Annotated in this window: 23 protein-coding genes; 14 read left to right on the top strand and 9 right to left on the bottom strand. The window is 61.0% G+C overall.

Annotated elements, in window-relative coordinates:
* Positions 1 to 10 precede the first annotated feature (10 nt).
* Both PST29_RS21635 and PST29_RS21630 read right to left on the bottom strand, forming a co-directional pair.
* Entirely contained in the window at positions 11 to 802 is a 792-nt protein-coding gene (locus tag PST29_RS21635; protein ID WP_060844326.1) for a hypothetical protein, read from the bottom strand.
* 98 nt (positions 803 to 900) lie between these two features.
* Complete coding sequence (locus PST29_RS21630; RefSeq protein ID WP_060844325.1) at positions 901 to 1,854, bottom strand: alpha/beta hydrolase; 954 nt, start codon at positions 1,852 to 1,854, stop codon at positions 901 to 903.
* 142 nt (positions 1,855 to 1,996) lie between these two features.
* On the opposite strand from PST29_RS21630, the gene aroC reads away from it, so the two are divergent.
* From aroC to PST29_RS21615, 3 genes are read left to right on the top strand one after another with little or no spacing between them, the layout of a single operon-like run.
* The gene (aroC, locus tag PST29_RS21625) at positions 1,997 to 3,088 is read left to right on the top strand and encodes a chorismate synthase (protein ID WP_060844324.1); all 1,092 of its coding nucleotides are present in this window, start codon (positions 1,997 to 1,999) and stop codon (positions 3,086 to 3,088) included.
* Positions 3,089 to 3,116: 28 nt separating this feature from the next.
* Positions 3,117 to 4,274 (top strand): MFS transporter, encoded by a 1,158-nt coding sequence (locus PST29_RS21620; protein ID WP_060844323.1) that lies wholly within the window; start codon positions 3,117 to 3,119, stop codon positions 4,272 to 4,274.
* Positions 4,271 to 4,816, top strand: coding sequence for a 1,2-dihydroxy-3-keto-5-methylthiopentene dioxygenase (locus tag PST29_RS21615; RefSeq protein WP_060840482.1), 546 nt, complete (start codon positions 4,271 to 4,273; stop codon positions 4,814 to 4,816). Before PST29_RS21620 ends, PST29_RS21615 begins: the two co-directional genes overlap by 4 nt.
* Positions 4,817 to 4,885: 69 nt before the next feature.
* Here PST29_RS21615 and PST29_RS21610 read toward each other — a convergent pair whose 3' ends face one another.
* Together PST29_RS21610 and PST29_RS31960 are read right to left on the bottom strand one after the other, a co-directional pair.
* A complete protein-coding gene (locus PST29_RS21610; RefSeq protein WP_019093389.1) occupies positions 4,886 to 5,164 on the bottom strand; it encodes a DUF3509 domain-containing protein in 279 nt (92 codons plus the stop codon).
* Positions 5,165 to 5,417: 253 nt separating this feature from the next.
* On the bottom strand, positions 5,418 to 5,717 hold the full coding sequence (locus PST29_RS31960; RefSeq protein ID WP_060840481.1) for a hypothetical protein: 300 nt from the start codon (positions 5,715 to 5,717) through the stop codon (positions 5,418 to 5,420).
* A 126-nt stretch (positions 5,718 to 5,843) separates the two neighbouring features.
* On the opposite strand from PST29_RS31960, the gene PST29_RS21605 reads away from it, so the two are divergent.
* The 9 genes from PST29_RS21605 to PST29_RS21570 all read left to right on the top strand — a co-directional run bounded on the left by PST29_RS21605 (position 5,844) and on the right by PST29_RS21570 (position 16,988).
* Positions 5,844 to 7,682 (top strand): long-chain-acyl-CoA synthetase, encoded by a 1,839-nt coding sequence (locus PST29_RS21605; RefSeq protein ID WP_060844322.1) that lies wholly within the window; start codon positions 5,844 to 5,846, stop codon positions 7,680 to 7,682.
* A gap of 97 nt (positions 7,683 to 7,779) precedes the next feature.
* Positions 7,780 to 8,298 (top strand): ankyrin repeat domain-containing protein, encoded by a 519-nt coding sequence (locus PST29_RS21600; protein WP_060844321.1) that lies wholly within the window; start codon positions 7,780 to 7,782, stop codon positions 8,296 to 8,298.
* Between the two features lie 114 nt (positions 8,299 to 8,412).
* A complete protein-coding gene (locus tag PST29_RS21595; protein ID WP_060840478.1) occupies positions 8,413 to 8,943 on the top strand; it encodes a hypothetical protein in 531 nt (176 codons plus the stop codon).
* Positions 8,944 to 9,024: 81 nt separating this feature from the next.
* Positions 9,025 to 9,216 carry a PLDc N-terminal domain-containing protein gene (locus tag PST29_RS21590; protein WP_060840477.1) on the top strand — a complete coding sequence of 64 codons (192 nt, stop codon included), beginning with the start codon at positions 9,025 to 9,027 and terminating at the stop codon, positions 9,214 to 9,216.
* Positions 9,217 to 9,529: 313 nt separating this feature from the next.
* Positions 9,530 to 11,617 (top strand): LTA synthase family protein, encoded by a 2,088-nt coding sequence (locus tag PST29_RS21585; protein ID WP_060840476.1) that lies wholly within the window; start codon positions 9,530 to 9,532, stop codon positions 11,615 to 11,617.
* 354 nt (positions 11,618 to 11,971) lie between these two features.
* Positions 11,972 to 12,496, top strand: coding sequence for a fimbrial protein (locus PST29_RS31955; protein WP_148659669.1), 525 nt, complete (start codon positions 11,972 to 11,974; stop codon positions 12,494 to 12,496).
* Positions 12,497 to 12,551: 55 nt separating this feature from the next.
* A complete protein-coding gene (locus PST29_RS21580) occupies positions 12,552 to 13,289 on the top strand; it encodes a fimbria/pilus periplasmic chaperone (RefSeq protein WP_060844320.1) in 738 nt (245 codons plus the stop codon).
* Between the two features lie 233 nt (positions 13,290 to 13,522).
* Positions 13,523 to 16,015 carry a fimbria/pilus outer membrane usher protein gene (locus tag PST29_RS21575; RefSeq protein WP_159426287.1) on the top strand — a complete coding sequence of 831 codons (2,493 nt, stop codon included), beginning with the start codon at positions 13,523 to 13,525 and terminating at the stop codon, positions 16,013 to 16,015.
* Positions 16,016 to 16,022: 7 nt separating this feature from the next.
* Positions 16,023 to 16,988 carry a fimbrial protein gene (locus tag PST29_RS21570; RefSeq protein WP_060844319.1) on the top strand — a complete coding sequence of 322 codons (966 nt, stop codon included), beginning with the start codon at positions 16,023 to 16,025 and terminating at the stop codon, positions 16,986 to 16,988.
* Between the two features lie 99 nt (positions 16,989 to 17,087).
* On the opposite strand, the gene PST29_RS21565 is transcribed toward PST29_RS21570, so the two are convergent.
* Positions 17,088 to 17,240, bottom strand: a complete 153-nt coding sequence (locus PST29_RS21565) for a DUF3309 family protein (protein ID WP_007945780.1) — start codon at positions 17,238 to 17,240, stop codon at positions 17,088 to 17,090.
* Between the two features lie 296 nt (positions 17,241 to 17,536).
* On the opposite strand from PST29_RS21565, the gene PST29_RS21560 reads away from it, so the two are divergent.
* Complete coding sequence (locus PST29_RS21560) at positions 17,537 to 18,352, top strand: SDR family oxidoreductase (RefSeq protein WP_060844318.1); 816 nt, start codon at positions 17,537 to 17,539, stop codon at positions 18,350 to 18,352.
* A gap of 64 nt (positions 18,353 to 18,416) precedes the next feature.
* Positions 18,417 to 18,749, top strand: coding sequence for a YnfA family protein (locus PST29_RS21555; RefSeq protein WP_060844317.1), 333 nt, complete (start codon positions 18,417 to 18,419; stop codon positions 18,747 to 18,749).
* A 35-nt stretch (positions 18,750 to 18,784) separates the two neighbouring features.
* On the opposite strand, the gene PST29_RS21550 is transcribed toward PST29_RS21555, so the two are convergent.
* The 4 genes from PST29_RS21550 to PST29_RS21535 form a co-directional block, all read right to left on the bottom strand.
* The gene (locus PST29_RS21550; protein ID WP_025127101.1) at positions 18,785 to 19,012 is read right to left on the bottom strand and encodes a YheU family protein; all 228 of its coding nucleotides are present in this window, start codon (positions 19,010 to 19,012) and stop codon (positions 18,785 to 18,787) included.
* Positions 19,013 to 19,097: 85 nt separating this feature from the next.
* Positions 19,098 to 20,282: an osmoprotectant NAGGN system M42 family peptidase gene (locus tag PST29_RS21545; protein WP_060840470.1), complete on the bottom strand. Its 1,185-nt coding sequence runs from the start codon at positions 20,280 to 20,282 to the stop codon at positions 19,098 to 19,100.
* A 122-nt stretch (positions 20,283 to 20,404) separates the two neighbouring features.
* The gene (ngg, locus tag PST29_RS21540) at positions 20,405 to 22,150 is read right to left on the bottom strand and encodes an N-acetylglutaminylglutamine synthetase (protein ID WP_060844316.1); all 1,746 of its coding nucleotides are present in this window, start codon (positions 22,148 to 22,150) and stop codon (positions 20,405 to 20,407) included.
* A gap of 3 nt (positions 22,151 to 22,153) precedes the next feature.
* The gene (locus PST29_RS21535; protein WP_060840468.1) at positions 22,154 to 23,926 is read right to left on the bottom strand and encodes an N-acetylglutaminylglutamine amidotransferase; all 1,773 of its coding nucleotides are present in this window, start codon (positions 23,924 to 23,926) and stop codon (positions 22,154 to 22,156) included.
* Between the last annotated feature and the right edge of the window lie 105 nt (positions 23,927 to 24,031).

Raw genomic sequence — 24,031 nt, 5'->3', positions numbered from 1 at the left:
AGGATGCGACTCAGCGGTGCGTCGCAATCCAGATCAGCAGCCCCGCCTGGAATACCGCGAAGGCCACCAGGCAGGTGATGGTGAAGCGCAGGCCGGTGTCTTCACGTTTGTACTTGGTGACTTTCTCTTCCTGCTTGCGCAGATTGACTTCCAGCTCTTCCAGGTTCTGTTCGGCCTGCTGGAGCATCTGCGCCGCTTCCAGTATTTCCACGAACTGCAGCTTCTCGGTGTTCCACTGGCTCAGCAGCTCGCCTGCCTGGACATCCTTGACGCTGCCCTTGAGGTGCTGGGCGTCGGCATACACCACGTCGAAACCCTGGGTGCGCAACACATGATCGCGACGCAGGCGAGTGTCTTCGTTGAGGGCCTCCTTGTTGCCGAGGTCGAAGCCGTCCACCCGGTAATGCGGCCACTTCTTTTGCGCCCACTGCGCGGCCTGGGCCAGCAGGAAGCGCCCGATGCCCCGGTTCAGCGGTTCGATCTGCAGCCCACCCTCGGGCTCGAAGTGCACCCGGCGGGTCTCGTGCTCCACCCAGACATCCAGGTGATTCTGTTCCTTGCGCACCCGCTGACCGGGCAGGCGGATCGTCATGCGCAGCAGGCTGTGCTCTTTGTTGTTGCGTTCGGCATAACCGAACTCGACAAAGCGCAAAGGCCGCACGCCGGTGGCGCGATCGGTCTTCAGGGGCGCCAGGCGCAGCATCTTGTGATGTTCGGCCTGAACGTCCGCCCACGGCAACGGCGGCGCTTCCGGGGCGACGGCTTCCTGCTCGGAGGCGGGTGAATTCGGGGTATCAGTCATAAGGGCAAGTCCTGTCCAATCGCTGCGCGCCGACAGCAATCGAACGGCCGGCAAAGACTTATCGGCCGTTTTTTTCAGGACTGGAGGGTAAAAACAGCCTAACGGGTGTGAAGTCCGTCAATAAAACTGATGATCGACCGGCCCAGTTCTGCCGCCAGGGGCAGTTGCGGGTCCCTGTAGGACGCCAGTTGGCGCTTGAGATCGTTGGGCACGATACGCATGACGTGGTTCATGCCGTCGATCAGGGTCAGTTGGGCGTCGGGTTTCGCCGCCTTGAGCACCCGGGCGTCGTCGACGCTGACCTGGATGTCGTTGCTGCCCTGAATGATCAGCGCCGGCATTTTCAGGCGAGCGAAGGCGGCGGCCGGGTCTTCGCGAAACAGGGTGATCAGATAGGGCTGTACGCTGGGGCGGAAGATCACTTGCAGGGCCGGCGGCACATCGCTGTCCACCTGGCCGGCCTTGAGGCTGTCCAGCAGTTCATTGCTGCGCACCATCAGTGCGGGTGGCAGGCGATAACTCAATTGCTGGCGCAGGACCTGATCCACGGGCCGGGCGGTGCCGGAGATGGATATCACCCCCGCGGCATCCAGTTGCGGTGCGGCGAGGCTGGCGATCAGCGCCCCCTCACTGTGGCCCAGCACAATCAGTTGGCCCAGGCGCGGGTCGGTCTTGAGCTTCTTGCCCCAGGCCACGGCGTCGGCCACGTAGGCATCGAGCGTCAGGTTGCGTTCGTCCGGGGTCGCCGCGAGACTGGCCGCCACGCCGCGCTTGTCGTAGCGCACGCTGGCAATGTTGTGCTTGGCCAGGACCCAGGCCAGGCGCTTGAGGCTGTCGTTGCGTCCGCCGTCGGGATTGTTGCCGTCGCGGTCGGTGGGGCCCGAGCCGGAAATGATCAGCACCACCGGCACGGGTTGCTCGGACTTGGGCAGCAGCAACGAGCCATACAGCTCGCCGTGGCCGGTGTCCAGGCTGACGGGGCGTTGCAGGACGGTCGCCTGGACCAGGCCGGTGAACAGGGAAAGGCTCAAGAGAAGGGCTCGCAGCATCATCACGCCATCATGGATAAGGTGCCAGTTGGACTCAGGCAGCGGCAGAAGGTTCGAGGATGAACTAGTTGGGTAGCCTGCGTATACTTGCGCCCTTCAGTAATCCTGATTGAGTTATTTCGGCTGATTTCACGGAGCTCCCCGCATGTCCGGCAATACCTACGGCAAGCTGTTCACTGTCACCACCGCGGGCGAAAGCCATGGCCCGGCGTTGGTCGCCATTGTCGACGGCTGCCCGCCGGGTCTTGAGCTGTCCCTGGAGGATCTGCAGCGTGATCTGGATCGGCGCAAGCCCGGCACCAGTCGGCACACCACCCAGCGCCAGGAGCCCGACGAGGTCGAGATCCTTTCCGGAGTGTTCGAGGGCAAGACCACGGGCTGCGCCATTGGCCTGCTGATCCGCAACACCGACCAGAAGTCCAAGGACTATTCGGCGATCAAGGATCTGTTCCGTCCGGCTCACGCCGACTACACCTACCACCACAAGTACGGCATTCGCGACTACCGTGGCGGCGGTCGCAGCTCGGCGCGGGAAACCGCCATGCGCGTGGCGGCCGGAGCCATTGCCAAGAAATACCTGGCCACTCAGGGCATCGTGATCCGCGGCTACATGAGCCAGCTGGGGCCGATCGAGATTCCCTTCAAGACCTGGGATTCGGTGCAGGACAACGCCTTCTTCAGTCCCGATCCGGACAAGGTTCCGGAGCTTGAAGCCTACATGGACCAGTTGCGTCGAGATCAGGATTCGGTGGGAGCCAAGATCACCGTGGTGGCCGAAGGCGTGATGCCGGGCCTGGGCGAGCCGATCTTCGATCGTCTGGATGCCGAGCTGGCCCATGCGTTGATGAGCATCAATGCGGTCAAGGGCGTGGAAATCGGCGCCGGTTTCGCCTGCGTCGCCCAGCGCGGGACCGAGCACCGCGATGAACTGACCCCGCAAGGGTTCCTCAGCAATAACGCCGGCGGCATTCTGGGGGGCATTTCCTCGGGGCAACCGATCATCGCCCACCTGGCTCTCAAGCCGACGTCCAGCATCACCACGCCCGGGCGCTCGATCGACATCGATGGCAACCCGCTGGACGTGATCACCAAGGGCCGCCATGACCCCTGCGTGGGCATTCGCGCCACGCCGATCGCTGAAGCGATGATGGCCATCGTGCTGATGGATCACCTGCTGCGTCACCGCGGCCAGAATGCCGACGTGCGCGTCAGCACGCCGGTACTGGGTCAGCTGTAATGGCGGTTCTGCCAGTCGCCACGGCCTGATGGCCGGGGCGGCGCTGCCGTACTGGCGGCTTTCCAGTTTCTACCTGTTCTACTTCGCCCTGCTGGGGTCGACCGCGCCGTTCCTGGCGTTGTATTTCGATCATTTGGGTTTTTCCAGCGCGCGGATCGGCGAGCTGGTGGCCATTCCCATGCTCATGCGTTGCGTGGCGCCCAACCTGTGGGGCTGGCTCGGTGATTACACCGGCCGGCGCCTGGCAATCGTGCGTTTTGGCGCGTTCTGTACCCTGGTCTGTTTCTCCCTGATCTTCGTCAGCAAGAGCTACGCCTGGCTGGCGATGGTCATGGCGCTGCATGCCTTTTTCTGGCATGCGGTCCTGCCTCAGTTCGAGGTGATTACCCTGGCGCATCTGCAAGGGCAGGCCTCTCGCTACAGCCAGATCCGTCTCTGGGGCTCCATCGGTTTCATCCTTACGGTGGTCGCGATGGGCCGCCTGTTCGAGTGGCTGAGCCTGGATATCTATCCCGTGGCGCTGGTGATGATCATGGCGGGGATCGTGCTCAGCAGCCTGTGGGTGCCCAATGCCCGCCCCGTGGTCCAGGGGTCGCGTCTGGCCGGGGACGGCTTTCTCCAGCAGTTGCGCGGTCCCGGTGTGCTGGCGTTCTACCTGTGCGTGGCGCTGATGCAGATGAGCCACGGGCCGTATTACACCTTCCTGACTCTGCACCTGGAACGCCTGGGCTATACCCGCGGCTTGATCGGCATGCTCTGGGCCCTGGGAGTGGTGGCCGAGGTGCTGATGTTCCTGGCCATGAGCCGGATTCTCGCGCGGTTTTCCGTGCGTCGGGTGCTGTTGGCGAGTTTTCTGTTGGCGGCGCTGCGCTGGTTGCTGCTGGGCAGTCTGGCGGAGTATCTCGGGGTGCTGTTGTTGGCGCAGGTGCTGCACGCGGCCACCTTCGGCAGTTTTCACGCCGCGGCCATTCATTTTGTCCAACGCAGTTTCGGTGCGCGCCAGCAAGGCCAGGGGCAGGCGTTGTATGCCGCCCTGGCCGGAACCGGTGGTGCGCTGGGGGCCTTGTATGCCGGCTACAGCTGGAACGTCCTGGGCGCCACATTGACCTTTAGTATTGCCAGCGTCGCCGCCATGGCCGCAGCCGTTATCATTGCCACCCGCATGCAAGAGGAGTTGCCGTCATGAGCAGCCTGTCCGTCTACCACGTATCCAGCCCGGACCTGCCGAACAAGGTTCTGACCCATTTCGACGATATCGCGGCGACCCTGGCCGAGCAGGGCATTCGCTTCGAGCGCTGGCCCGCCACCACCCGCATCGTGCCGGGCGCCAGCCAGCAAGAGGTGATCGACGCCTATCGCGAGCAGATCGACCGGTTGATGACCGAGCAGGGCTATCTCAGCGTCGACGTGATCAGCCTCAACCGCGACCACCCACAGAAAGCCGAGCTGCGCGCCAGCTTTCTCGACGAACATCGTCATGGCGAGGATGAAGTGCGATTTTTCGTGGCCGGACGCGGTCTGTTTTCCCTGCACATCGACGACTACGTCTATGCCGTGCTCTGCGAAAGAAATGACCTGATCTCGCTGCCTGCGGGCACTGCGCATTGGTTCGATATGGGCGAGGAGCCGAATCTGGTGGCCATCCGCCTATTCAATAACCCGCAAGGCTGGGTTGCCAATCCGACCGGCGATCCCATCGCCAGCCAGTTCCCGCGGCTGGACGACTAGGCGCGGGGAACAACGACCGCAGGCCGGCCCACGCAACGTGGGCCGGCCAGTCGAACCATGGCAGCAGGCTTACGCGCTGTGGTAGGTCGGCAGGGCGAAGCGGTTCTGGCTTTGCAGCATGGAAATCTGAGGCAGCTCACTGGCCTGTTCGGCCAGATCCCGACGAATCGCGCTGATGACCCAGGACAGTTGGTCGGCGGCATGCAGCTGCGCGTAGGAAATCGAACGCTTGAACTGTTTGCCTTCGCTGTTGCGCAGGGTCAGCAGGATGCCGCCGTCGGGACGAGGCTGGGTGGTGACTTCGAAGTTGGAGAACAGGGAGGAGAATTTTTCTTGGATCAGGCTCATGTCTATCAGCTCCGTTAGCTCTTGAAGGGCAAGCGTGAACGGATAGGTGCAGCGATTGTGCCAGTATTGATATTTTAAAAAATCCTTTTAAATCAATGAGTTATATTTTTCATTGAAATCCTGATTCGTGCAAATTGCATGAAAGGCCATCGTGCATCCTGCATTTTGCAGGTTGGCGGCGGGGCAGGGCGGGCGTAGGTACAGAGGTGTGACCACAGGCTGCGGCGGAAAATTCAATCGCTGATGCAAGGTTTCAGGCCTCTGCCGAATCCCGCCGCAGAGATACAAAAGTTTGCAAAAACCCCGTGTACAGTCTCGCGACGGCTGACGTATTTTCCAGCCAGTCACGCCGTTTCAAGTCGGCCTTGGCACCTTGCCGAAGACCGTTGAGAGGCGTTTCTGCGACATGGAATGGTGGGGCGCGATCTTGGCGATCCAGCCCGCCAGATAATAAAAATACCAGGACGCCCTCCATGAACGGTCCCACCGCATCGATGCCGGTGCTGTCAGCAGCGCCGCGCTTGTCTTTTCTCTGTCCCGCCCCGGGAGCCATCTACCGTCCCTGCTTGCCCGTTGCCGACACCCGGGGCGCGGCGCCCGGTTGAGCTCGGTTCCGGCCCTTGTCACGCCCGACCCGTCTGGTCGGGGCACAGACTGTTGTCTTCGAACCGGAGCAAGCATGAACAAGCACAAGAGCGACATGATCACCTGGGGCATGATGCTGCGTAAGCTGCCTTCGATTGCCAGGGCGCTGCCGCGAGTGGTGCGCGGCGTCAGGGCGGGAAATATCGACAAGCCTGATCAGGCCTGTGGCCTGGGCTGGAGCTTCGAGCAGGCGACCCGGCGCAATCCCGATGGGCCGGCCTTGTTGTATGGCGATCGGATCCTCAGCTATTCCCAGGTCAATCAGTGGGCCAACCGTATCGCCGCGTACCTGCAGGATCGAGGCATCGGCAAGGGCGATGTGCTGGCAATCTTCATCGAGAACCGCCCGGAACTGCTGGTCACGGTGCTGGCGGTGGCCAAGCTCGGGGGGATCTGCGCGATGCTCAACACGGCTCAGACCCACAGCGTGCTGGCGCATAGCCTGGAGTTGGTGAGGCCGGCGGGGATCATGCTGGGCGGTGAGTTGCTGGCGGCCTACGGGGCGGTGCGCGAGCAGGTGGGGATCGACCCGCAGCGCACCTGGTTCGTGGCCGATCAGGACACCTTCGCCGATCCGGGCACTGCCCCGGACGGGATGCTCAACCTGATGGGCGAGAGTGCCGGTTATCCCGCCGACAATCTGCAGCAGACTCAGCAGATCTTCTTCAATGACCCCTGCTTCTATATCTATACCTCCGGCACTACGGGCCTGCCCAAGGCGGGGATCTTCAAGCATGGGCGCTGGATGCGCACATCCGCCGGTTTCGGCACCATCGCCCTGGATATGCAACCCGACGACGTGGTGTATTGCACCTTGCCGCTGTATCACGCCACCGGATTGTGCGTGTGCTGGGGCTCGGCCATCACCGGGGCGTCGGGATTCGCCATTCGCCGCAAGTTCAGCGCCAGTCAGTTCTGGGACGATGCGCGTCGCTACAAGGCGACGACCCTGGGCTATGTCGGTGAGCTGTGTCGCTACCTGATCGATCAGCCAGGCAGTGCGCAGGACACCGAGCATGGTGTGTTGAAGATGATCGGCAACGGCCTGCGGCCGGGAGTCTGGAGCGAGTTCAAGCAGCGTTTTGGCGTCGGTCATGTCTGTGAGCTGTACGCGGCCAGCGACGGCAATATCGGCTTCAGCAATATCCTCAACTTCGACAACACGGTGGGGTTTTCCCTGATTCCCTGGGCGTTGGTGGAATATGCCCACGACACCGGGGCGCCATTGCGCAACAGCCAGGGCTTCATGCAGAAGGTGGCCAAGGGCGGCCAGGGCCTGCTGTTGGCGAAGATCGACGACAAGGCGCCGCTGGATGGCTACACCGATCCGGAAAAGAACCTCAAGGTGATCCTCAAGGATGTGTTCGAGAAGGGCGATTGCTACTTCAACACCGGTGACTTGCTGCGCGACATCGGGTTTGGCCATGTGCAGTTCGTCGATCGGCTGGGGGACACCTATCGCTGGAAGGGCGAGAACGTTTCCACCACCGAGGTGGAGAACATTCTCCTGGGGCATCCGCAGATTGCCGAAGTGGTGGCCTATGGCGTTGAAATCCATAACACCAACGGCCGGGCGGGGATGGTGGCGATCACGCCCGCGGAGTCCCTGGCGACCCTGGATTTCGGCGAATTGTTGCAATTTGCCCGGCAGCAGATGCCGGCGTATGCCGTGCCGCTGTTTCTGCGGATCAAGGTGAAGATGGACACCACCGGCACGTTCAAATATCAGAAAAGCCGCCTCAAGGAGCAGGCATTCGACCTGGAGCAGGTGGCCGATGATCCGATCTATGCCTGGTTGCCGGGGTCGGACACTTACGTGCGGCTGACCCCGCCGATTCTGGCGGACATTCAGGCCGGACGCCTGCGTTATTGATTGTGTCTATGGCGCTTCTTGGGAAAAAAGGGATGACAGGCCGCGGCCGGCTTGGGGACACTAGCGCCTTTCCGATTTGCCGAACCTGGAGTTTCCGATGACCGACAAAAGCCGCCAGATGACTGAAGAAGAGGCCGCCCAGTTTGTCGAACAGGTATTCAACGTGGCCCGTCAGGGTGACGCACAGATGCTCGACAAGCTGGCGGCCAGTGGCCTGCCGGTCAACCTGCGCAACCACAAGGGCGACACCTTGCTGATGCTGGCCGCCTATCACGGGCATGTCGACGCCGTGCAGGTGCTGCTCAAGCACAACGCCGATCCCGAGATTCGCAACGACAATGGCCAGAGCCCGATAGCCGGCGCTGCCTTCAAGGGCGACCTGGCGGTGGTCAAGGCCTTGGTGGAGGGCGGCGCGCAAGTGGAAGGTTCGTCCTTTGACGGGCGTACTGCGCTGATGATGGCGGCGATGTTCAACCGCTGCGAAATCGTCACCTACCTGATCAGCCAGGGCGCCGATCCCAAGGCGCGCGACAGCAATGGTGTCAGTGCCCTGGAAGCCGCCAGGACCATGGGCGCGGTGGACACCGCCGCACAGCTGGAAAAACTCCTGGCCTGAGCCGTCAAGGCCCGAGGGGCGAGGGCGCCGGGTGCGCCTCACAGGCGTAGGTCTGGCCGCGCACTTTAGGCTATCCTTCGCGCCCTCGAATTTCCTTGCCTGCAGGATGTGCCCATGAAAACCGCCCTTATCGAACTCATCAGCAAAATCAGCTCCGGGTGCATGGGCGACGCCGAGATCCAGCAGATCGCCGACGAAGCAGCCCAGGCCTACGCCGATCCCCAGGCGTTCCTGGCGGCCAACCCGGACATCAACTATGACGACAGCTTCCCCATTCCCCTGGGCGAGTGGGTGGTGGTCGGCAGCTTGCCCGATACCGTGCTGTTTCAGGCCGACACTTATGTCGATCTGTTTGCACAGATCGTCGCTTCCTTCGGCAAGGACGTGCCTTTCAACATCAAGCCCAAGCAGCTGGCGAAGATCGAAGCCCTGACGGCCTTGAACCGCATCCAGATCCAGATGGGCAGCATGAACCCGGAAAACGGCGGCTATGTGCTGATGAATTTCAGCCAGTTGCTCGATGACGAGCTGCAGATGGTGCTGGTCTACGGCCATGACCTGCCGCGAGTGCTTGAGCTGTGTGCCGAGGTCGGGATCGCCGCGGCGCCGGCCCTGGAAGCGCTGAAGATTGCCGTGCACGTCTGAGCGGGTCTCCGTGCAATACAGGGGAACCCCGAAGGTGGGCGGCTATCCTAAGGAGGCACACCATCATTTGGGAGCGACACCATGGGTTCCACCTTCAATGGCCTGATTGGCCTGATCATTCTGGCCCTGGATATCTGGGCCATCATCAACGTGCTGAAAAGTGGCGCCGAAACCGGGATGAAGATCCTGTGGGTGCTGTTGATCATCTTCCTGCCGGTTTTGGGGTTGATCATCTGGGCCATTGCCGGGCCGCGAGGCAATGTGCGGCTCTGACCCGTGAAGGTTGCAAGATGAAGAAAAGGGCCGTCAGGCCCTTTTTGTGTGACTAAACATGCGTTAAACGAAATTTTCACAAAGCCTCAAAGACAATTCGCCGGCGTTTTTCCCCTGGTGTCAATCCCCGCCATCTGTTGTTCCAGAGCCGTAGGAGGTGGGCTGGTCGGTAGTGCCCACTAATCAATGGCAATGCCTTCAGTGATCGTGCAACATCTGCGCACCGCGTAATCCCCGTCGCCCTGGCGACAAAAAGAGGGCAGAACGCCGCTTTTTCTTTGCAACTTAAACTTCCAATGGGTCCTAAAACGACATGGCAAACTCGGATGCCCTGAGTCAGCAGCGATCCTCGAATCGCCTGCTGCAACCGACCGTTAAATCCCATCTGGCCTACACGCTGCTGTGTGCGCTGGTCGTGATGGTGATGCTCTCTTTGTTGCGCGTTGCGCTGCTGATCTACAACCGCGAGATGATTCTCGACACCCCGGCTTCGACCTTCCTTGAGGCGTTCGCCAATGGGCTGCGTTTTGACCTGCGGCTGGTGGTCTATCTCAGCGTTCCGCTGATCCTGGCGCTGACCAGTGCCCGGGCCATGGCGGCGCGCGGACTGTTGCGCTTCTGGCTGACGGTGACTTCCAGCATCGCGCTGTTCCTCGGCCTGATGGAGATGGACTTCTACCGTGAATTCCACCAGCGCCTCAACGGCCTGGTCTTTCAGTATGTGAAAGAAGATCCGAAAACCGTGATGAGCATGCTCTGGTACGGTTTCCCGGTGGTTCGCTACCTGCTGGCCTGGGCTGTGGGGACCTGGATTCTCAGCCTGGCATTCAAGGGCGCTGACCGCGCCACTCGGCCCCGTGGCCCGTTCAGCGGAGGCAATGTCGGTACGCGGCAGATTGCGCCCTGGTATGCGCGCATCGCGGTGTTCGTGGTCTGCCTGCTGATCTGTGTGGTCGCCGCCCGTGGCACGCTGCGGCAGGGCCCGCCCATGCGTTGGGGCGACGTCTACACCACCGAGTCGAACTTCGCCAACCAGCTGGGCCTCAACGGCACTCTGCAGTTGATGGCGGCCGCCAAGGATCGCCTGTCCGAAGACCGCAACAATATCTGGAAGGCCACCCTGCCTCAGCCCCTGGCTCAGCAGACCGTACGCGACATGCTGCTGGTGCCGAACGACAAGCTGGTGGATGCGGACATCGCCGCCGTGCGTCGTAACTACAGCCCGGATGCGGACAAGACCCTGCCGATCAAGAACGTCGTGGTGATCCTGATGGAAAGCTTCGCCGGGCACTCGGTCGGTGCTCTGGAGCGTCCGGGTCAGATCACCCCTTATTTCGACAAGCTGTCGAAGGAAGGCCTGCTGTTCGATCGCTTCTTCTCCAACGGCACCCATACCCACCAGGGCATGTTCGCCACCATGGCTTGCTTCCCCAACCTGCCGGGCTTCGAGTACCTGATGCAGACCCCGGAAGGCAGCCACAAGCTGTCTGGCTTGCCGCAGCTGCTCAGCGCCCGCAAGTACGACGATGTGTATGTCTATAACGGTGATTTCGCCTGGGACAACCAGTCGGGGTTCTTTGGCAACCAGGGCATGACCAACTTCGTCGGCCGCAATGACTTCGTCAATCCGGTGTTCTCCGACCCGACCTGGGGTGTGTCCGACCAGGACATGTTCAACCGGGGCCTGGAAGAGTTGAAGGCCCGTGATGGCAAGGGGCCGTTCTACGCCCTGTTGCAAACCCTGTCCAACCACACCCCCTATGCGTTGCCGACACCATTGCCCGTGGAGAAGGTCACCGACCGTGGCAGCCTCAACGAGCACCTGACCGCCATGCGCTACTCCGACTGGGCGCTGGGCCAGTTCTTCGAGAAGGCGCGCAAGGAGCCGTACTTCAAGGAAACGCTGTTTGTCGTGGTCGGCGACCACGGTTTTGGCAATGAGCAACAGATCACGGAAATGGACCTGGGTCGTTTCAACGTGCCGATGCTGATGATCGCACCCGGTATCCAGGAGAAGTTCGGCCAGCGCGACCACACCGTGGGCACGCAGATCGATATCGTGCCGACCATCATGGGCCGCCTCGGTGGTGATGTGTTGCACCAGTGCTGGGGGCGCGACCTGCTCAACCTGCCCGAAGGCGACAAGGGCTTTGGCGTGATCAAGCCGTCGGGTAGCGATCAGACCGTGGCGCTGCTGACGGCGGATCGGGTGCTGGTCCTGCCCAAGGAAATGCCGCCCAGGCTGTACAAGTACGAACTGGGTGCAGCACCCGGAGGCGAGCTGATTTCCGGAGCCGCCGATGAGGCGCAGCTCAAGCAGAAGCTGGAATCCTTCCTGCAGACGGCGACCAAGAGCCTGATCGACAACACCGCCGGCGTGGTCAACGGCAAGCCGGATTGACCCTTGGACTTGTCGGCGCTTGTAGAGCGTTGGCAAGACCTTGCTGATAAAGAAAACACCCCTGATGGGGTGTTTTTTTTTGCCTGTCGACAGATGAGGCCATTGATTTGTCTTGAGGTATTTCCCGTTCTTCTTGGGAAAAGTTTCTCGGTGATTAGTCGATTTCTCGCTTTTAAATGGGAAATTTCTTGGATTTTAGGATTCATCTGATGTTAGCCAATACAACAGACTGTAATGATCGCATCCGCTTCGGTCTGGACTGATACACGCAAAACTCCAGACCTGGAACGTAGCATTGATTATTAAATGGGGTGCTGGGTAGTACGCCATGATGATGGTTAAAGGGAGAGTTAAATGAAAAAGTTTCGTTTGGCGGCTGGTGTTGTATCGGCTCTACTCTTCGCGGCAAACAGTGCTTTTGCATATGATGTGCTGTTGAAGTTTGAGGGGAAGGTCGTGCCCACAACATGTCAAGTGGACGGACTTAATGAAATTGGAATGAACCCTGTTAGTACCGAGGCTCTTAAAGAACCAGGTGGTTACGCAGGTGAAAAGGTCTTTTTTATCAGCGTGTCGGGGTGTGATGGCACTAAGTTGAAAGGAATGTTTAGTCCTGATTTTTCTAAAGTTGACCATAAAACAGGCGCCCTTAAAAACAGTGTGCCCGATGGTTCCACGGCTATGATTCAACTGCTTGATCATGAAAGTAAACCTATTGATCTAATGCTCGATTCTATTAGTAAGCCCTTTTTTGCGCCTCTGTCTGTAAGTGCAAATGCCGCGCAATTCGTACTAGCTGCTCGGTACTTGGCAGGTGATGTCCCGGTGACAGCAGGGGATGTTAAAGCCGAACTAACCTTTGACCTTGTCTACGAGTGAAATCAAAGCCTTGAAGCCTGAGCTTCAAGGCTTAATCCTGTGAGCGATAGAGCCCATGTTTTGTTGTTTCTTTTCGCGTCTGATCACTTGTATCGCTATTTTGCTGTGCTCTCTCTCCGTCCAGGCCAGCGTGGTGGTTGATGCCACGCGAATTGTCTATCCAGCCAAGGAGCGCGAGGTTTCTCTCAGGCTAAGCAATCAGGGGCAACAAGCAGCGCTGGTACAGACCTGGATCGACGATGGCCGCGTCGATGCCAAGCCGGATGAGGTGGATACACCTTTCATGGTGACGCCGCCCATGGTGCGGATCGATCCCGACAAGGGGCAGTCGCTGCGGATTGCCTTTATACCGTCAACTCATTTGCCCAAGGATCGTGAGTCGGTGTTCTGGCTCAATGTGCTGGATGTACCCCCACTGGCGAGTGCGCAGGTCGGCAATCACATGCAACTGGCGTTTCGTACGCGTCTGAAGTTGTTTTTCCGCCCTGCGGATCTTCCGGGAAATTCCACTGAAAGTGCGGAGAAACTGCGCTGGAATTTATCCAGGTCTGGCAAGGGCACTGTCTTGCAGGTGCACAATGATGGAGCCTTTCATGTGTCTTTCAAGTCGGTTGAGTTAAAGCTCAACAATGGTCGGGCTCTAACAGTAAAAAGTCATATGGTCGCTCCAAAATCATCTGCTGATTTTGTTTTTGAACAAACACCCAAAGCCTCGGATGTCGGGGTGGGTGTGATGTACGAATGGATCAACGATTTTGGAACCAATATGCGCGTTGAGGCCAAGCTTCAATAGTAAAGTGCTCCAGGAAAGTTATTGGTTTTATCCCTTTCTTAATGTTCGTGCCGAGGCATTTGCCTCGGTATTTTCGTCATTGACCCATCGTACTGACTGTTCGGGCAGGTTAGATGAGTGCTTTGTCAAAAAAGTTGTCGTTAGTTATGAGTTGCGTACTTGCTTGCTCTAGAAAATGTTTGGTTGTGCGTGATGGTTTTATTCTGGGCAGCATGACGCTGATCGGATCGTGGATGGTTATTGATGTCAGCGTGGCTGACGAACCGATTCGTTTCAATCCGGCGTTCTTTGGCAGCAGTCGTGGAGAAACGCTGGACCTGTCCAGGTATGAGCAAGGTAATCCGCTGACGCCCGGGACTTATCGCCTTGACGTGTATCTCAATCAAAACCGGGTTGGGACTCAAGAGATTCTGCTCAGGACCGTGGTCGATGGTTCAAGGGTCGAGCCCTGCCTGCCACCCGCTTTGCTGGAGCAACTGGGCGTTGATTTCACCCGGTTGCCCGAGGACCAGGCCAACCGGGCCCGAGCCGCCGAGTGCCTGGGGCCCGACGAAATGGTGCCTCAGGGGCGCCTGGAAGTGGACATGGCCGACTTGCGCGCCGATCTGTCCATTCCTCAGTTGTACCTGAGCCGGACCCAGCGCGGTTATGTGTCGTCCAAAGAGTGGGATGCGGGGGTCAATGCAGGCTTTCTCGGCTACAGCAACAACCTGTCCGAGAACCGTAGCAACGGACAGCGCAGTCGCCAGTTTTATAGCGGCCTCAATACGGGGCTCAACCTGGGCCAATGGCGCCTGCGACACAATGGCTCCTACAGTTATGACGATCAGTCAGGTTCCGGCGGTCGCAGCCAGTACAACGCCTTGAGCAGCTATGTGCAGCGCGATATCACCGCGGCCCAGGCCCAGCTGACCCTGGGGGAGTTCTATACCCCCGGCAGTCTGTTCGACAGTTTTTCCTTTACCGGCGTACAACTGCGCAGCGATGAGCGCATGTTGCCTGATTCGATGCGTGGGTTTGCGCCCGTGGTGCGTGGCGTCGCCGATACCACCGCCAAGGTCAGCGTGCGCCAGGGCCAGAACCTGTTGCATGAAACTACGGTGCCCCCGGGGCCGTTTGCCATTGATGACCTGAACAGCGCCGGTTACGCCGGTGACCTCAATGTCACCATCACCGAAGCCGATGGGCGGACCAAAAGTTTTGTGGTGCCCTATGCCTCGATGGCCCAGTTACTGCGACCCGGCAGTTCGCGCTTCAGCTTGAGCGCTGGCCGCTACCGCGATGACAGCCTGGATACGCTGCCCGGTTTTGTTCAGGGAACCTATCAGTACGGTTTGTCCAATCTGTGGACCGGTTATGGCGGCAGTATCCTGGCTCAGGATTATCGAGCGTGGCAGGGCGGCGTGGCCTTGAGCACTTCCCTGGGAGCGGTGGCGCTGGATCTGACCCATTCCCAGGCCTCGGGCTTGAACGATTCAGAGGCTGACGGCCCCACGCAACTCAGTGGTCGCAGCCTGCGCTTGTCGTACAACAAGCTGATTGAAACCACTGCCACCAACTTCAGCGTGGCGGCCTATCGGTTCTCCAGTGAGGGTTATCTGAACTTCGACGAGTACGCTCGCCTGCGGGACAGCCCGTCGCAAGACCGGTCGTTCAAGCAACGCAGTCGGCTGCAGTTGAGCCTGAGCCAGCCGATAGGCGAGCGCATGGGGCAGCTGAACTTTTCCGGTCTGGCGCAGGATTACTGGCGTCGCGATCAGGGGCGGGATCTGAGCTATCAGGTGGGGTACTCCAACAGTTACAGCTGGGGGAGTTTCAGTTTCAGCGCCGCCCGCACCCGCAGCGGAGGGGGCAGCATGGACAATCAATACCTGCTCAGTATCAGTTTGCCTCTGGGACGCAGCCGCTATTCACCCTACCTGAGCTCGTCCATCAACTACGACGGCAGCGGCAATCACGGCGTCAATAGCTCCTTGAGTGGCAGTCTCGGCGAAAACGCCCAGGTCGGTTACAGCCTCTACGGTTCACGTGATCGTTATGCGGGGCAAAGCAACAGCAACTATGGCGGCAACCTGCGTTATGACGCGGCCCATGCCAACTACAACCTGAGCGCCAGCCGTGGCCAGAACTATCAGCAAGCCAGCTTCGCCATGCAAGGCACCCTGGTCGCCCACCCGGGCGGCATCAACGCCACTTCGGGGCAGGGCGAAACCATGGCCGTGCTCGAAGCCGCCGGGGCCAAGGGCGCCCAGGTCCTGAGTAACGCCAACACGCGGATCGCTGATAACGGTTATGCAGTCGTGACCGGACTTACGCCTTATCGACGCAACGATATGGCCCTGGACCCTAAGGGCACTTCCCGGGATGTCGAGCTGGAGATGACCTCGCAACAGACAGCTCCGCGTGCGGGGGCGGTGGTCATGTTGCGTTATCCGACCGTGGTGGGGACGGCCGTGCTGCTCAAACTGGTACGCGATGATGGCCAGATGATTCCCTTGGGCGCGCAAGTTCTCGGTGTCAATGGGGAGGTGTTGACGCAGGTCGGACAGGGCGGCCGAGCCTTTGTTCGGGGGTTGGAAGGTCAGGGCCAGTTGTTGATTCAGTGGGGGGCAGGGCAGAGTTGCCTGGCCTCTTATCGTATGCCCAGCGCCCCCTCCTCGAATGACGAGTATTACCAGCAATTGGAGTTGCCCTGCCATAAGGGCGGCGCAATCTTAAACAGGTAGGTAAGGGATGAGTATCAAAGTCCTGCTCAACAATCGATGGTCCTTAATGGCTTGGTTACTGCTTGCCACCATTCATGGCGGTCACGCTTGGGCCAATAAATGCATCGGAGAGCCATTGGCGACGCACTTCACCAGTGCCGATTTCGCCATGCTCAAGCCTCCGCGCGATATTCCGGTGGGCAGCACTATCCTGGTCAAGGAGATAGACCAGGGCAAAACCACCATGAACTGCAACGGCGATGGACTCTGGTTTGACTACGGCTTTGTCGGTGGCGCTACCAAGACCGCCTATGAACATGTCTATGAGACGGGAGTGCCTGGGATTGGCATGCGGATTTACTGGTACAACGAGGGAGGGGTTTATATGGACTGGCCCAGGTTCGAGCGTCGAATAACCCCCAACGCCTATTTACCACCGCACAAGTTCAAGTTCGAACTGGTGAAGACCGGCACCATCAGTTCGGGAAAGTTCATCGATCACAAGATCAGGATTTATTATCACAACCAACTGAGCAATGAGATTTTGTTCAATAACGTGTCCTACACCGCTCAGAGCAGGGGGTGTACTGTCGCCCGTCCGGTGCAAACGGTCACCATGCCCACTGTTCCACTGGGCAAGTTCAAGCCGGATGCCACTCCGATCGGCCCCAAGTCGTTTGCGATCGATCTTGAGTGTGACAAAGGCGTCAAGGTTGCCTATTACATCACCGGGCTCAACAGCAACCTGCATATTCTAAAAAATAGCGAGGGGAAGGGCATGGCCAAGGGCGTGGGCCTGTTCCTGGTACAAGGTGATGCCAGCAGCCCGATTCTGCAAGAGCTCAGCACCCGCACTGAATTCAAGACTTCGCAAACCACTGTCGATGGCGAATTGCTGAGTATCCCGCTCACCGTCTTTTATTTTCAGTACGGTCCGGAAGTAACGGCAGGCGATGTCCTGGCCAACGCCACAGTTACGTTCATGTATGAATGAACGGGGGTTCTTCACTCGTCTGTGAACCCTGCCCAGCGTCCTGTCGTCAGGACGCTGGCTGTTTCAGTAGTCAGTTCACGCTAAAGCGGTCTGGCTGATTCAAATCCTGCCCAGCAGCAATAACACCAAGAGCACCACCAGCACGACGCCGATGATTCCCGAAGGGCCATAACCCCAACTTCTGGAGTGGGGGAATACAGGCAGGCCGCCAATCAGCAGCAAAATCAGAATGACGATCAGAATGGTGCCCATGGTGGTTTCCTTGAATTGAATAGAGTTGAACAACACAGTTGTTCAAGGACAACTTGGCTTTATGAATAAAGCCAAGCGCTTAATAAATCCGACTCTGCGCCTATCGAGATAATTCCAAATTTTTTAATGCATTGCGCTGCCCGGGTTATTTCCTTTGCGTCTGTCATCGGTCGCGCGGCACCGTGCACCCGGCCAGTGGTTTGCCCGGGGCATTCAGCAGCCTGATGGTGCGTGGGTGGCGCAGGGGCCTTCGCTACACTGCGGCCCATCTTCCCCGGAACAACAAGGCAACTCTTATGCACAATCGCATGATGATCACTGGCGCGGGCTCCGGCCTGGGTCGCGAAATCGCTTTGCGCTGGGCCCGCGATGGCTGGCGGCTGGCCTTGTCCGATGTCAGCGAAGCGGGTCTGCAGGAAACCCTGAAACGGGTCCGCGAAGCTGGTGGCGACGGCTTCGTGCAGCGCTGCGACGTGCGTGACTACAGCCAGTTGACGGCGTTTGCCCAGGCTTGCGAAGTCAAGTTCGGCGGCATCGACATCATCGTCAACAACGCCGGTGTGGCTTCGGGCGGTTTCTTCAGCGAGCTGTCCCTGGAGGATTGGGACTGGCAGATCGCGATCAACCTGATGGGCGTGGTCAAGGGCTGCAAGGCCTTTCTGCCGCTGCTGGAACAGAGCAAGGGCAAGATCATCAACATCGCCTCCATGGCCGCCTTGATGCAGGGCCCGGCGATGAGCAACTACAACGTGGCCAAGGCCGGAGTGGTGGCGCTGTCCGAGAGCCTGCTGGTCGAGCTGGCGCAGCAGGAAATCGGCGTGCACGTGGTCTGCCCGTCGTTCTTCCAGACCAACCTGCTGGATTCCTTCCGTGGTCCGACCCCGGCCATGAAGGCCCAGGTGGGCAAATTGCTGGAAAGCTCGCCGATTACCGCCGCCCAGATTGCCGATTACATCCACACCCAGGTCAACGCCGGCCAGTTCATGATCCTCCCCCACGAGCAGGGGCGCATGGCCTGGGCCCTGAAGCAGAAAAACCCTCAGGCGCTGTACGACGAAATGACCCTGATGGCCGACAAGATGCGCGCCAAGGCCAAACAAGGGGCCCACTGAGCTTGCTCCACCCCCTTGGCCTCGTTAGGGTTGCCGGCACCTGGCAATCCTGACGAGACCTTGCATGCTCAATTACCTGTGGTTCTTCCTCGCCGCGCTGTTTGAAATCGTCGGCTGCTATGCCTTCTGGATGTGGCTGCGCCAGGGCAAGAGCGTCTTGTGGGTAATTCCCGCTCTGATCAGCCTGACCCTGTTCGCCCTGCTGCTGACCAAAGTCGAAGCCACTTACGCCGGACGCGCCTATGCCGCCTACGGTGGCATCTACATCGTTGCATCCATTGGCTGGCTGGCGGTGGTGGATCGGGTGCGGCCCCTGGGCTCGGACTGGCTGGGGCTGTTGCTGTGTGTGATCGGGGCCAGTGTGATTCTGTTCGGCCCGCGCTTTTCCAACGGTTGAGCATCCCGGCCCAAAGGTTTGGGCCGGTCCAGGCATCAGTCGAACAGCTCCTTGGGCACGTCGTGCTTGAGCATCAACTGGCACTGTTCGCTGTCCGGATCGAAAACGATCACCGCCTGGCCCTTGCTCAGGGCCTGACGAACCCGCAGCACACGGGTTTCCAGAGGCGTCTCATCGCCGTTGTCGGTGCCCTCGCGGGTGACGAAGTCTTCGATCAGACGGGTCAGGGTGTCGACTTCAAGTTGGTCGTGGGGAATCAGCATGGGGGCCTCCGAAAAACAATCCCGGATGCTACTGCGCCCGGGGCCGTGCCGCCAGTTGTAGCGCGCACAAACCCCGGGTCGCGGTTCAGGACCTGTTGCCCACCAGGCTGTCTACCGAGGGCACCCGCGTGTCGCTTTCCATCTGGGTGTCGTGTTCCAGCTGATGACTGAAGCGGTCCAGGGAACCCTGGGCCGGTTGTGCATCGCTGGCAAACACCGGCGGGCTGAGAATGTAGGCGCTGAGCAAGCGGCTGAGCGCCGCCAGGCTGTCGATGTGGGTGCGTTCGTAGCCGTGGGTGGCGTCGCAACCGAAGGCCAGCAAGGCGGTGCGAATGTCATGGCCGGCGGTCACGGCCGAGTGGGCGTCGCTGAAGTAGTAGCGGAACAGGTCGCGGCGCACCGGCAACTCGTGCTCGGCAGCCAGGCGCAGCAGGTGCCGGGACAGGTGATAGTCGTAAGGGCCGCCGGAGTCCTGCATGGCCACGCTGACCGCGTGTTCGCTGGAGTGCTGGCCCGGGGCGACCGGGGCGATGTCGATGCCGACGAACTCACTGACATCCCAGGGCAGGGCCGCCGCCGCGCCGCTGCCGGTTTCCTCGGTGATGGTGAACAGCGGGTGGCAATCGATCATCAACGACTCACCGCTGTCGACGATGGCCTTGAGCGCCGCCAGCAGGGCGGCGACGCCGGCCTTGTCATCCAGGTGCCGGGCGCTGATGTGGCCGCTTTCGGTGAACTCCGGCAGCGGGTCGAAGGCGACAAAGTCGCCCACGCCTATACCTAAGGATTCGCAATCGGCGCGGGTGGTGCAGTAGGCGTCCAGGCGCAGTTCGATATGGTCCCAACTGATGGGCAGCTCATCCACCGCCGTGTTGAAGGCGTGGCCGGAGGCCATCAACGGCAGCACGCTGCCGCGCAATACGCCGTTGTCGGTGAACAGGCTGACCCGGCTGCCCTCGGCAAAGCGGCTGGACCAGCAGCCCACCGGGGCCAGGGTCAGGCGGCCGTTGTCTTTCACCGCGCGAACGCTGGCACCGATGGTGTCCAGGTGCGCGGACACCGCCCGGTCCGGGCTGTTCTTCTGGCCCTTGAGGGTGGCGCGGATGGTGCCGCGCCGGGTCAGCTCGAAGGGAATGCCCAGTTCTTCCAGGCGTTCGGCAACGTAACGCACGATGGTGTCGGTAAAGCCGGTGGGGCTGGGAATGGCGAGCATTTCCAGAAGGACTTTCTGCAGGTAAGCGAGATCGGGCTGGGGGATCTGACGGGTCATGGAAACTCCGGATGAAAAAGGCCATCGATGGTTTCGATGAGGCAGTGAGAGGCCTGAAGAGGGCTTTCGCTGGCAAGCCAGCTCCTACGAATGAGGGTAGGAGCCGGCTTGCCGGCGAAGGATCAAGGCGCAGGTTGGCTGTGGGGAAACAGCAGGTCGATAAAACGCTCGGCAGTGGGTTGCGGGTCGTGGTTGGCCAGCCCGGCGCGCTCGTTGGCCTCGATGAACACGTAGTCCGGCTGGTCCGCCGCGGGCACCAGCAGATCCAGGCCGACCACCGGAATGTCCAGGGCCCGGGCCGCGCGGATGGCGGCGTCGGCCAGGGCCGGATGGAGGAGGCTGGTGACGTCTTCCAGGGTGCCGCCGGTGTGCAGGTTGGCGGTGCGTCGGACGAACAGCCGCTCCCCGGCCGGCAGCACGCTGTTGTAGTCGTAACCGGCGGCATGCAGGGTGCGCTGGGTTTCCTGGTCCAGGGGGATCTTGCTTTCGCCGCCGGTGGCCGCCTGGCGTCGGCGGCTGCGGGCCTCGATCAACGCGCCAATGGAGTGCTGGCCGTCGCCGATGATCTCGGCGGGACGGCGAATGGCCGCCGCCACCACTTCAAAGCCGATCACCAGGATGCGCAGGTCCAGCCCTTCGTGGAAGCTCTCCAGCAGCACCCGGCTGTCAAAGCGGCGGGCGTGGTCGATGGCGCGCTGCACCTCTTCAATCGTGCTCAGATCCACGGCCACGCCTTGTCCCTGTTCTCCGTCCAACGGCTTGACCACCACTCGCTGGTGCTCGTCGAGAAACTCCAGGTTGTCGTCGGCGTTGCCCGCCAATTGCTGGGCGGGCAGCTTCAGGCCGGCCTCTTTGAGCACCTTGTGGGTCAGGCTCTTGTCCTGGCACAGGCTCATGCTGATGGCACTGGTCAGGTCGCTCAGGGATTCCCGGCAGCGCACCCGGCGACCGCCGTGGCTGAGGGTGAACAGCCCGGCGTCGGCGTCATCCACCTGGACATCGATGCCACGGCGATGGGCCTCCTCGACGATGATCCGTGCATAGGGGTTGAAGTCCGCCTGGGGCCCGGGGCCGAGGAACAGCGGCTGGTTGATGCCGTTCTTGCGCTTGATGGCAAAGGTCGACAGGGTGCGAAAGCCCAGCTTGGCGTAGAGGCTCTTGGCCTGGCGGTTGTCGTGCAGCACCGACAGGTCCAGATAGCTCAGGCCGCGGCTCATGAAGTGTTCGATCAGATGCCGCACCAGCACTTCGCCCACGCCCGGGCGGCTGCAATCGGGGTCCACCGCCAGGCACCAGAGGCTGCTGCCGTGCTCCGGGTCCTGGAAGGCCTTGTGATGATCAAGGCCCATGACGCTGCCGATCACCGCGCCGCTGTCCTGGTCTTCGGCCAGCCAGTACACCGGACCGCCCTGATGGCGCGGGGTCAGCCGTTGCGGGTCGATGGGCAGCATGCCCCGCGCCTGGTACAGGCGGTTGATGGCCTGCCAGTCGGACTCGCTTTGCGCGCGACGGATGCGGAAGCCGCGAAACACCCGGGTGGCCTGGCGGTAGTCGCTGAACCACAGGCGCAGGGTGTCGGAAGGGTCGAGGAACAGCTGCGTCGGTTCCAGGCCCAGCACCTGCTGCGGCGCGGCCACATACAGAGCAATGTCGCGTTCACCGGGCTGCTCGTTGAGCAGTTCCGCGGCGAGGCTGCCGGGATCGGGAAAGGTGTGGCCGATCAGCAGTCGGCCCCAGCCGCAGTGCAGGGCAATGGGGGCGTTGCCGGGTTCGCTGCCATCTTCGGCAAAGCGCGCTTGCAGACGTTCATAGGAGGGCGCCTGGCCGCGCAGCAGGCGTTGGCTGTAAGCCGTGGCATTGGCTTTCATCGGTCAGATTCCTTGTTCGCTGAGCCACAGGTTCAAGGCCGCCAGTTGCCACAGCTTGGAGCCGCGCAGCGGGGTCAGTTGGCCCTGGGGATCGGTCAGCAGGCGATCGAGCATGGCCGGGTTGAACAGGCCGCGATCCTGGCTTGGGTCCAGCAGCAGTTCACGCACCCAGTTCAGGGTGTCGCCCTGCAAATGCTTGAGGCCCGGCACCGGGAAGTAGCCTTTCTTGCGGTCGATGACCGCGCTGGGGATCACCCGCCGCGCCGCTTCCTTGAGCACCTGCTTGCCACCGTCCGGCAGCTTGAAGCGTGCCGGCACCCGGGCCGACAGCTCCACCAGGCGGTAGTCGAGGAACGGCGTGCGCGCCTCCAGGCCCCAGGCCATGGTCATGTTATCCACACGTTTGACCGGGTCATCCACCAGCATCACCGTGCTGTCCAGGCGCAGGGCCTTGTCCACAGGCGCGTCGGCGCCTGGTTGGGCGAAATGCTCGCGGACGAAGTCGCCGGCGGCGTCGTGTGCCGTCAGCCATTGCGGCTGCACGGTGGCCGCGTAGTCGTCGTAGCTGCGATCGAAGAAGGCCGCACGGTAGGCAGCATACGGGTCGCTGGCGCCGTCTACCTGAGGGTACCAGTGGTAGCCGGCGAACAGTTCGTCGGCGCCCTGGCCGCTTTGCACCACCTTGCAGTGCTTGGCCACTTCTCGGGACAACAAATAGAAGGCGATGCAATCGTGGCTGACCATCGGTTCGCTCATGGCGCGGAACGCCGCCGGCAACTGGTCGATGATCTCGCCCTCGTCGATGCGCAACTGGTGATGCCGGGTGCCGTAGTGGCGGGCAATCAGGTCCGAGTACTGGAACTCGTCGCCGCGTTCGCCGCCGGCATCCTCGAAGCCGATGGAGAAGGTCGACAGGTCGTCCACCCCGACGTCCCGCAGCAGGCCCACCAGCAGGCTGGAATCGACACCGCCGGACAGCAGCACGCCGACATCCACCGCCGCCCGCTGACGGATGGCCACCGCCTCGCGGGTGCTCTCGAGCACCCGGTCAGTCCAGTCTTCCAGGGTCAGCTGGGTTTCGTCGGCACGGGGGCCGTAGGGCAGGGACCACCAGGTCTGCTGTTCGGTGCGGCCGTCGGCTTCGATGCGCATCCAGGTGGCCGGTGGCAGTTTCTCGATGCCCGCCAGCAAGGTGCGTGGCGCCGGCACCACGGCGTGGAAGTTCAGGTAGTGATTGAGCGCCACCGGATCGAGAATCGGGTTGATGTCGCCGCCCTTGAGCAAGGCCGGCAGGGCCGAGGCGAAGCGCAGGCGCTGGCCGGTGCGCGACAGGTACAAAGGCTTGACCCCGAGGCGGTCGCGGGCGATGAACAGGCGCTGGGCGTCGCGCTCCCAGATGGCGAAGGCGAACATGCCGTTGAGCTTGGGCAGCAGGTCGGCGCCCCAGGCGTGATAGCCCTTGAGCAGCACTTCGGTGTCACCGCCGGAATGGAAGGCATAGCCCCGGGCTTCCAGTTCGGCGCGCAATTCGGGGAAGTTGTAGATCGCGCCGTTGAAGGCCAGGGACAGGCCCAGTTGGTTGTCGATCATGGGCTGCGCCGAGCCGTCCGACAGGTCCATGATTTTCAGTCGTCGATGGCCCAGGGCGATCGGGCCCTGGCTGTGAAAGCCCCAGGCGTCGGGGCCACGGGGGGCCAGGTGATGAGTGATTCGTTCAACCGCTGCCAGGTCGGCAGGTTGATGATCAAAGCGTAATTCGCCAGCTAATCCGCACATAAGTCCTTACCGGTTTTTCCGTTGGGGAGAGTCGATCCGCAGTCGCCAAAACGGCGGCTACCTGGAAACTGACCTGTGCATAACTCGGGAGTTTTAGACCGATCG

Origin of the sequence: Pseudomonas sp. St29, from assembly GCF_001547915.1 — a bacterium.
GTDB lineage: Bacteria > Pseudomonadota > Gammaproteobacteria > Pseudomonadales > Pseudomonadaceae > Aquipseudomonas.
The sequence above is the reverse complement of the archived record's forward strand: the minus strand, read 5'-3'. Positions and strand labels throughout refer to the sequence as shown.

Excerpts from the sequence above, each read along its gene's own strand:
- PST29_RS21635 (WP_060844326.1), bottom strand. The coding sequence starts at position 802 with ATGACTGATACCCCGAATTCACCCGCCTCCGAGCAGGAAGCCGTCGCC.
- PST29_RS21630 (WP_060844325.1), bottom strand. The coding sequence starts at position 1,854 with ATGATGCTGCGAGCCCTTCTCTTGAGCCTTTCCCTGTTCACCGGCCTG.
- aroC (WP_060844324.1), top strand. The coding sequence starts at position 1,997 with ATGTCCGGCAATACCTACGGCAAGCTGTTCACTGTCACCACCGCGGGC.
- PST29_RS21620 (WP_060844323.1), top strand. The coding sequence starts at position 3,117 with ATGGCCGGGGCGGCGCTGCCGTACTGGCGGCTTTCCAGTTTCTACCTG.
- PST29_RS21615 (WP_060840482.1), top strand. The coding sequence starts at position 4,271 with ATGAGCAGCCTGTCCGTCTACCACGTATCCAGCCCGGACCTGCCGAAC.
- PST29_RS21610 (WP_019093389.1), bottom strand. The coding sequence starts at position 5,164 with ATGAGCCTGATCCAAGAAAAATTCTCCTCCCTGTTCTCCAACTTCGAA.
- PST29_RS31960 (WP_060840481.1), bottom strand. The coding sequence starts at position 5,717 with ATGGCTCCCGGGGCGGGACAGAGAAAAGACAAGCGCGGCGCTGCTGAC.
- PST29_RS21605 (WP_060844322.1), top strand. The coding sequence starts at position 5,844 with ATGAACAAGCACAAGAGCGACATGATCACCTGGGGCATGATGCTGCGT.
- PST29_RS21600 (WP_060844321.1), top strand. The coding sequence starts at position 7,780 with ATGACCGACAAAAGCCGCCAGATGACTGAAGAAGAGGCCGCCCAGTTT.
- PST29_RS21595 (WP_060840478.1), top strand. The coding sequence starts at position 8,413 with ATGAAAACCGCCCTTATCGAACTCATCAGCAAAATCAGCTCCGGGTGC.
- PST29_RS21590 (WP_060840477.1), top strand. The coding sequence starts at position 9,025 with ATGGGTTCCACCTTCAATGGCCTGATTGGCCTGATCATTCTGGCCCTG.
- PST29_RS21585 (WP_060840476.1), top strand. The coding sequence starts at position 9,530 with ATGGCAAACTCGGATGCCCTGAGTCAGCAGCGATCCTCGAATCGCCTG.
- PST29_RS31955 (WP_148659669.1), top strand. The coding sequence starts at position 11,972 with ATGAAAAAGTTTCGTTTGGCGGCTGGTGTTGTATCGGCTCTACTCTTC.
- PST29_RS21580 (WP_060844320.1), top strand. The coding sequence starts at position 12,552 with ATGTTTTGTTGTTTCTTTTCGCGTCTGATCACTTGTATCGCTATTTTG.
- PST29_RS21575 (WP_159426287.1), top strand. The coding sequence starts at position 13,523 with ATGGTTATTGATGTCAGCGTGGCTGACGAACCGATTCGTTTCAATCCG.
- PST29_RS21570 (WP_060844319.1), top strand. The coding sequence starts at position 16,023 with ATGAGTATCAAAGTCCTGCTCAACAATCGATGGTCCTTAATGGCTTGG.
- PST29_RS21565 (WP_007945780.1), bottom strand. The coding sequence starts at position 17,240 with ATGGGCACCATTCTGATCGTCATTCTGATTTTGCTGCTGATTGGCGGC.
- PST29_RS21560 (WP_060844318.1), top strand. The coding sequence starts at position 17,537 with ATGCACAATCGCATGATGATCACTGGCGCGGGCTCCGGCCTGGGTCGC.
- PST29_RS21555 (WP_060844317.1), top strand. The coding sequence starts at position 18,417 with ATGCTCAATTACCTGTGGTTCTTCCTCGCCGCGCTGTTTGAAATCGTC.
- PST29_RS21550 (WP_025127101.1), bottom strand. The coding sequence starts at position 19,012 with ATGCTGATTCCCCACGACCAACTTGAAGTCGACACCCTGACCCGTCTG.
- PST29_RS21545 (WP_060840470.1), bottom strand. The coding sequence starts at position 20,282 with ATGACCCGTCAGATCCCCCAGCCCGATCTCGCTTACCTGCAGAAAGTC.
- ngg (WP_060844316.1), bottom strand. The coding sequence starts at position 22,150 with ATGAAAGCCAATGCCACGGCTTACAGCCAACGCCTGCTGCGCGGCCAG.
- PST29_RS21535 (WP_060840468.1), bottom strand. The coding sequence starts at position 23,926 with ATGTGCGGATTAGCTGGCGAATTACGCTTTGATCATCAACCTGCCGAC.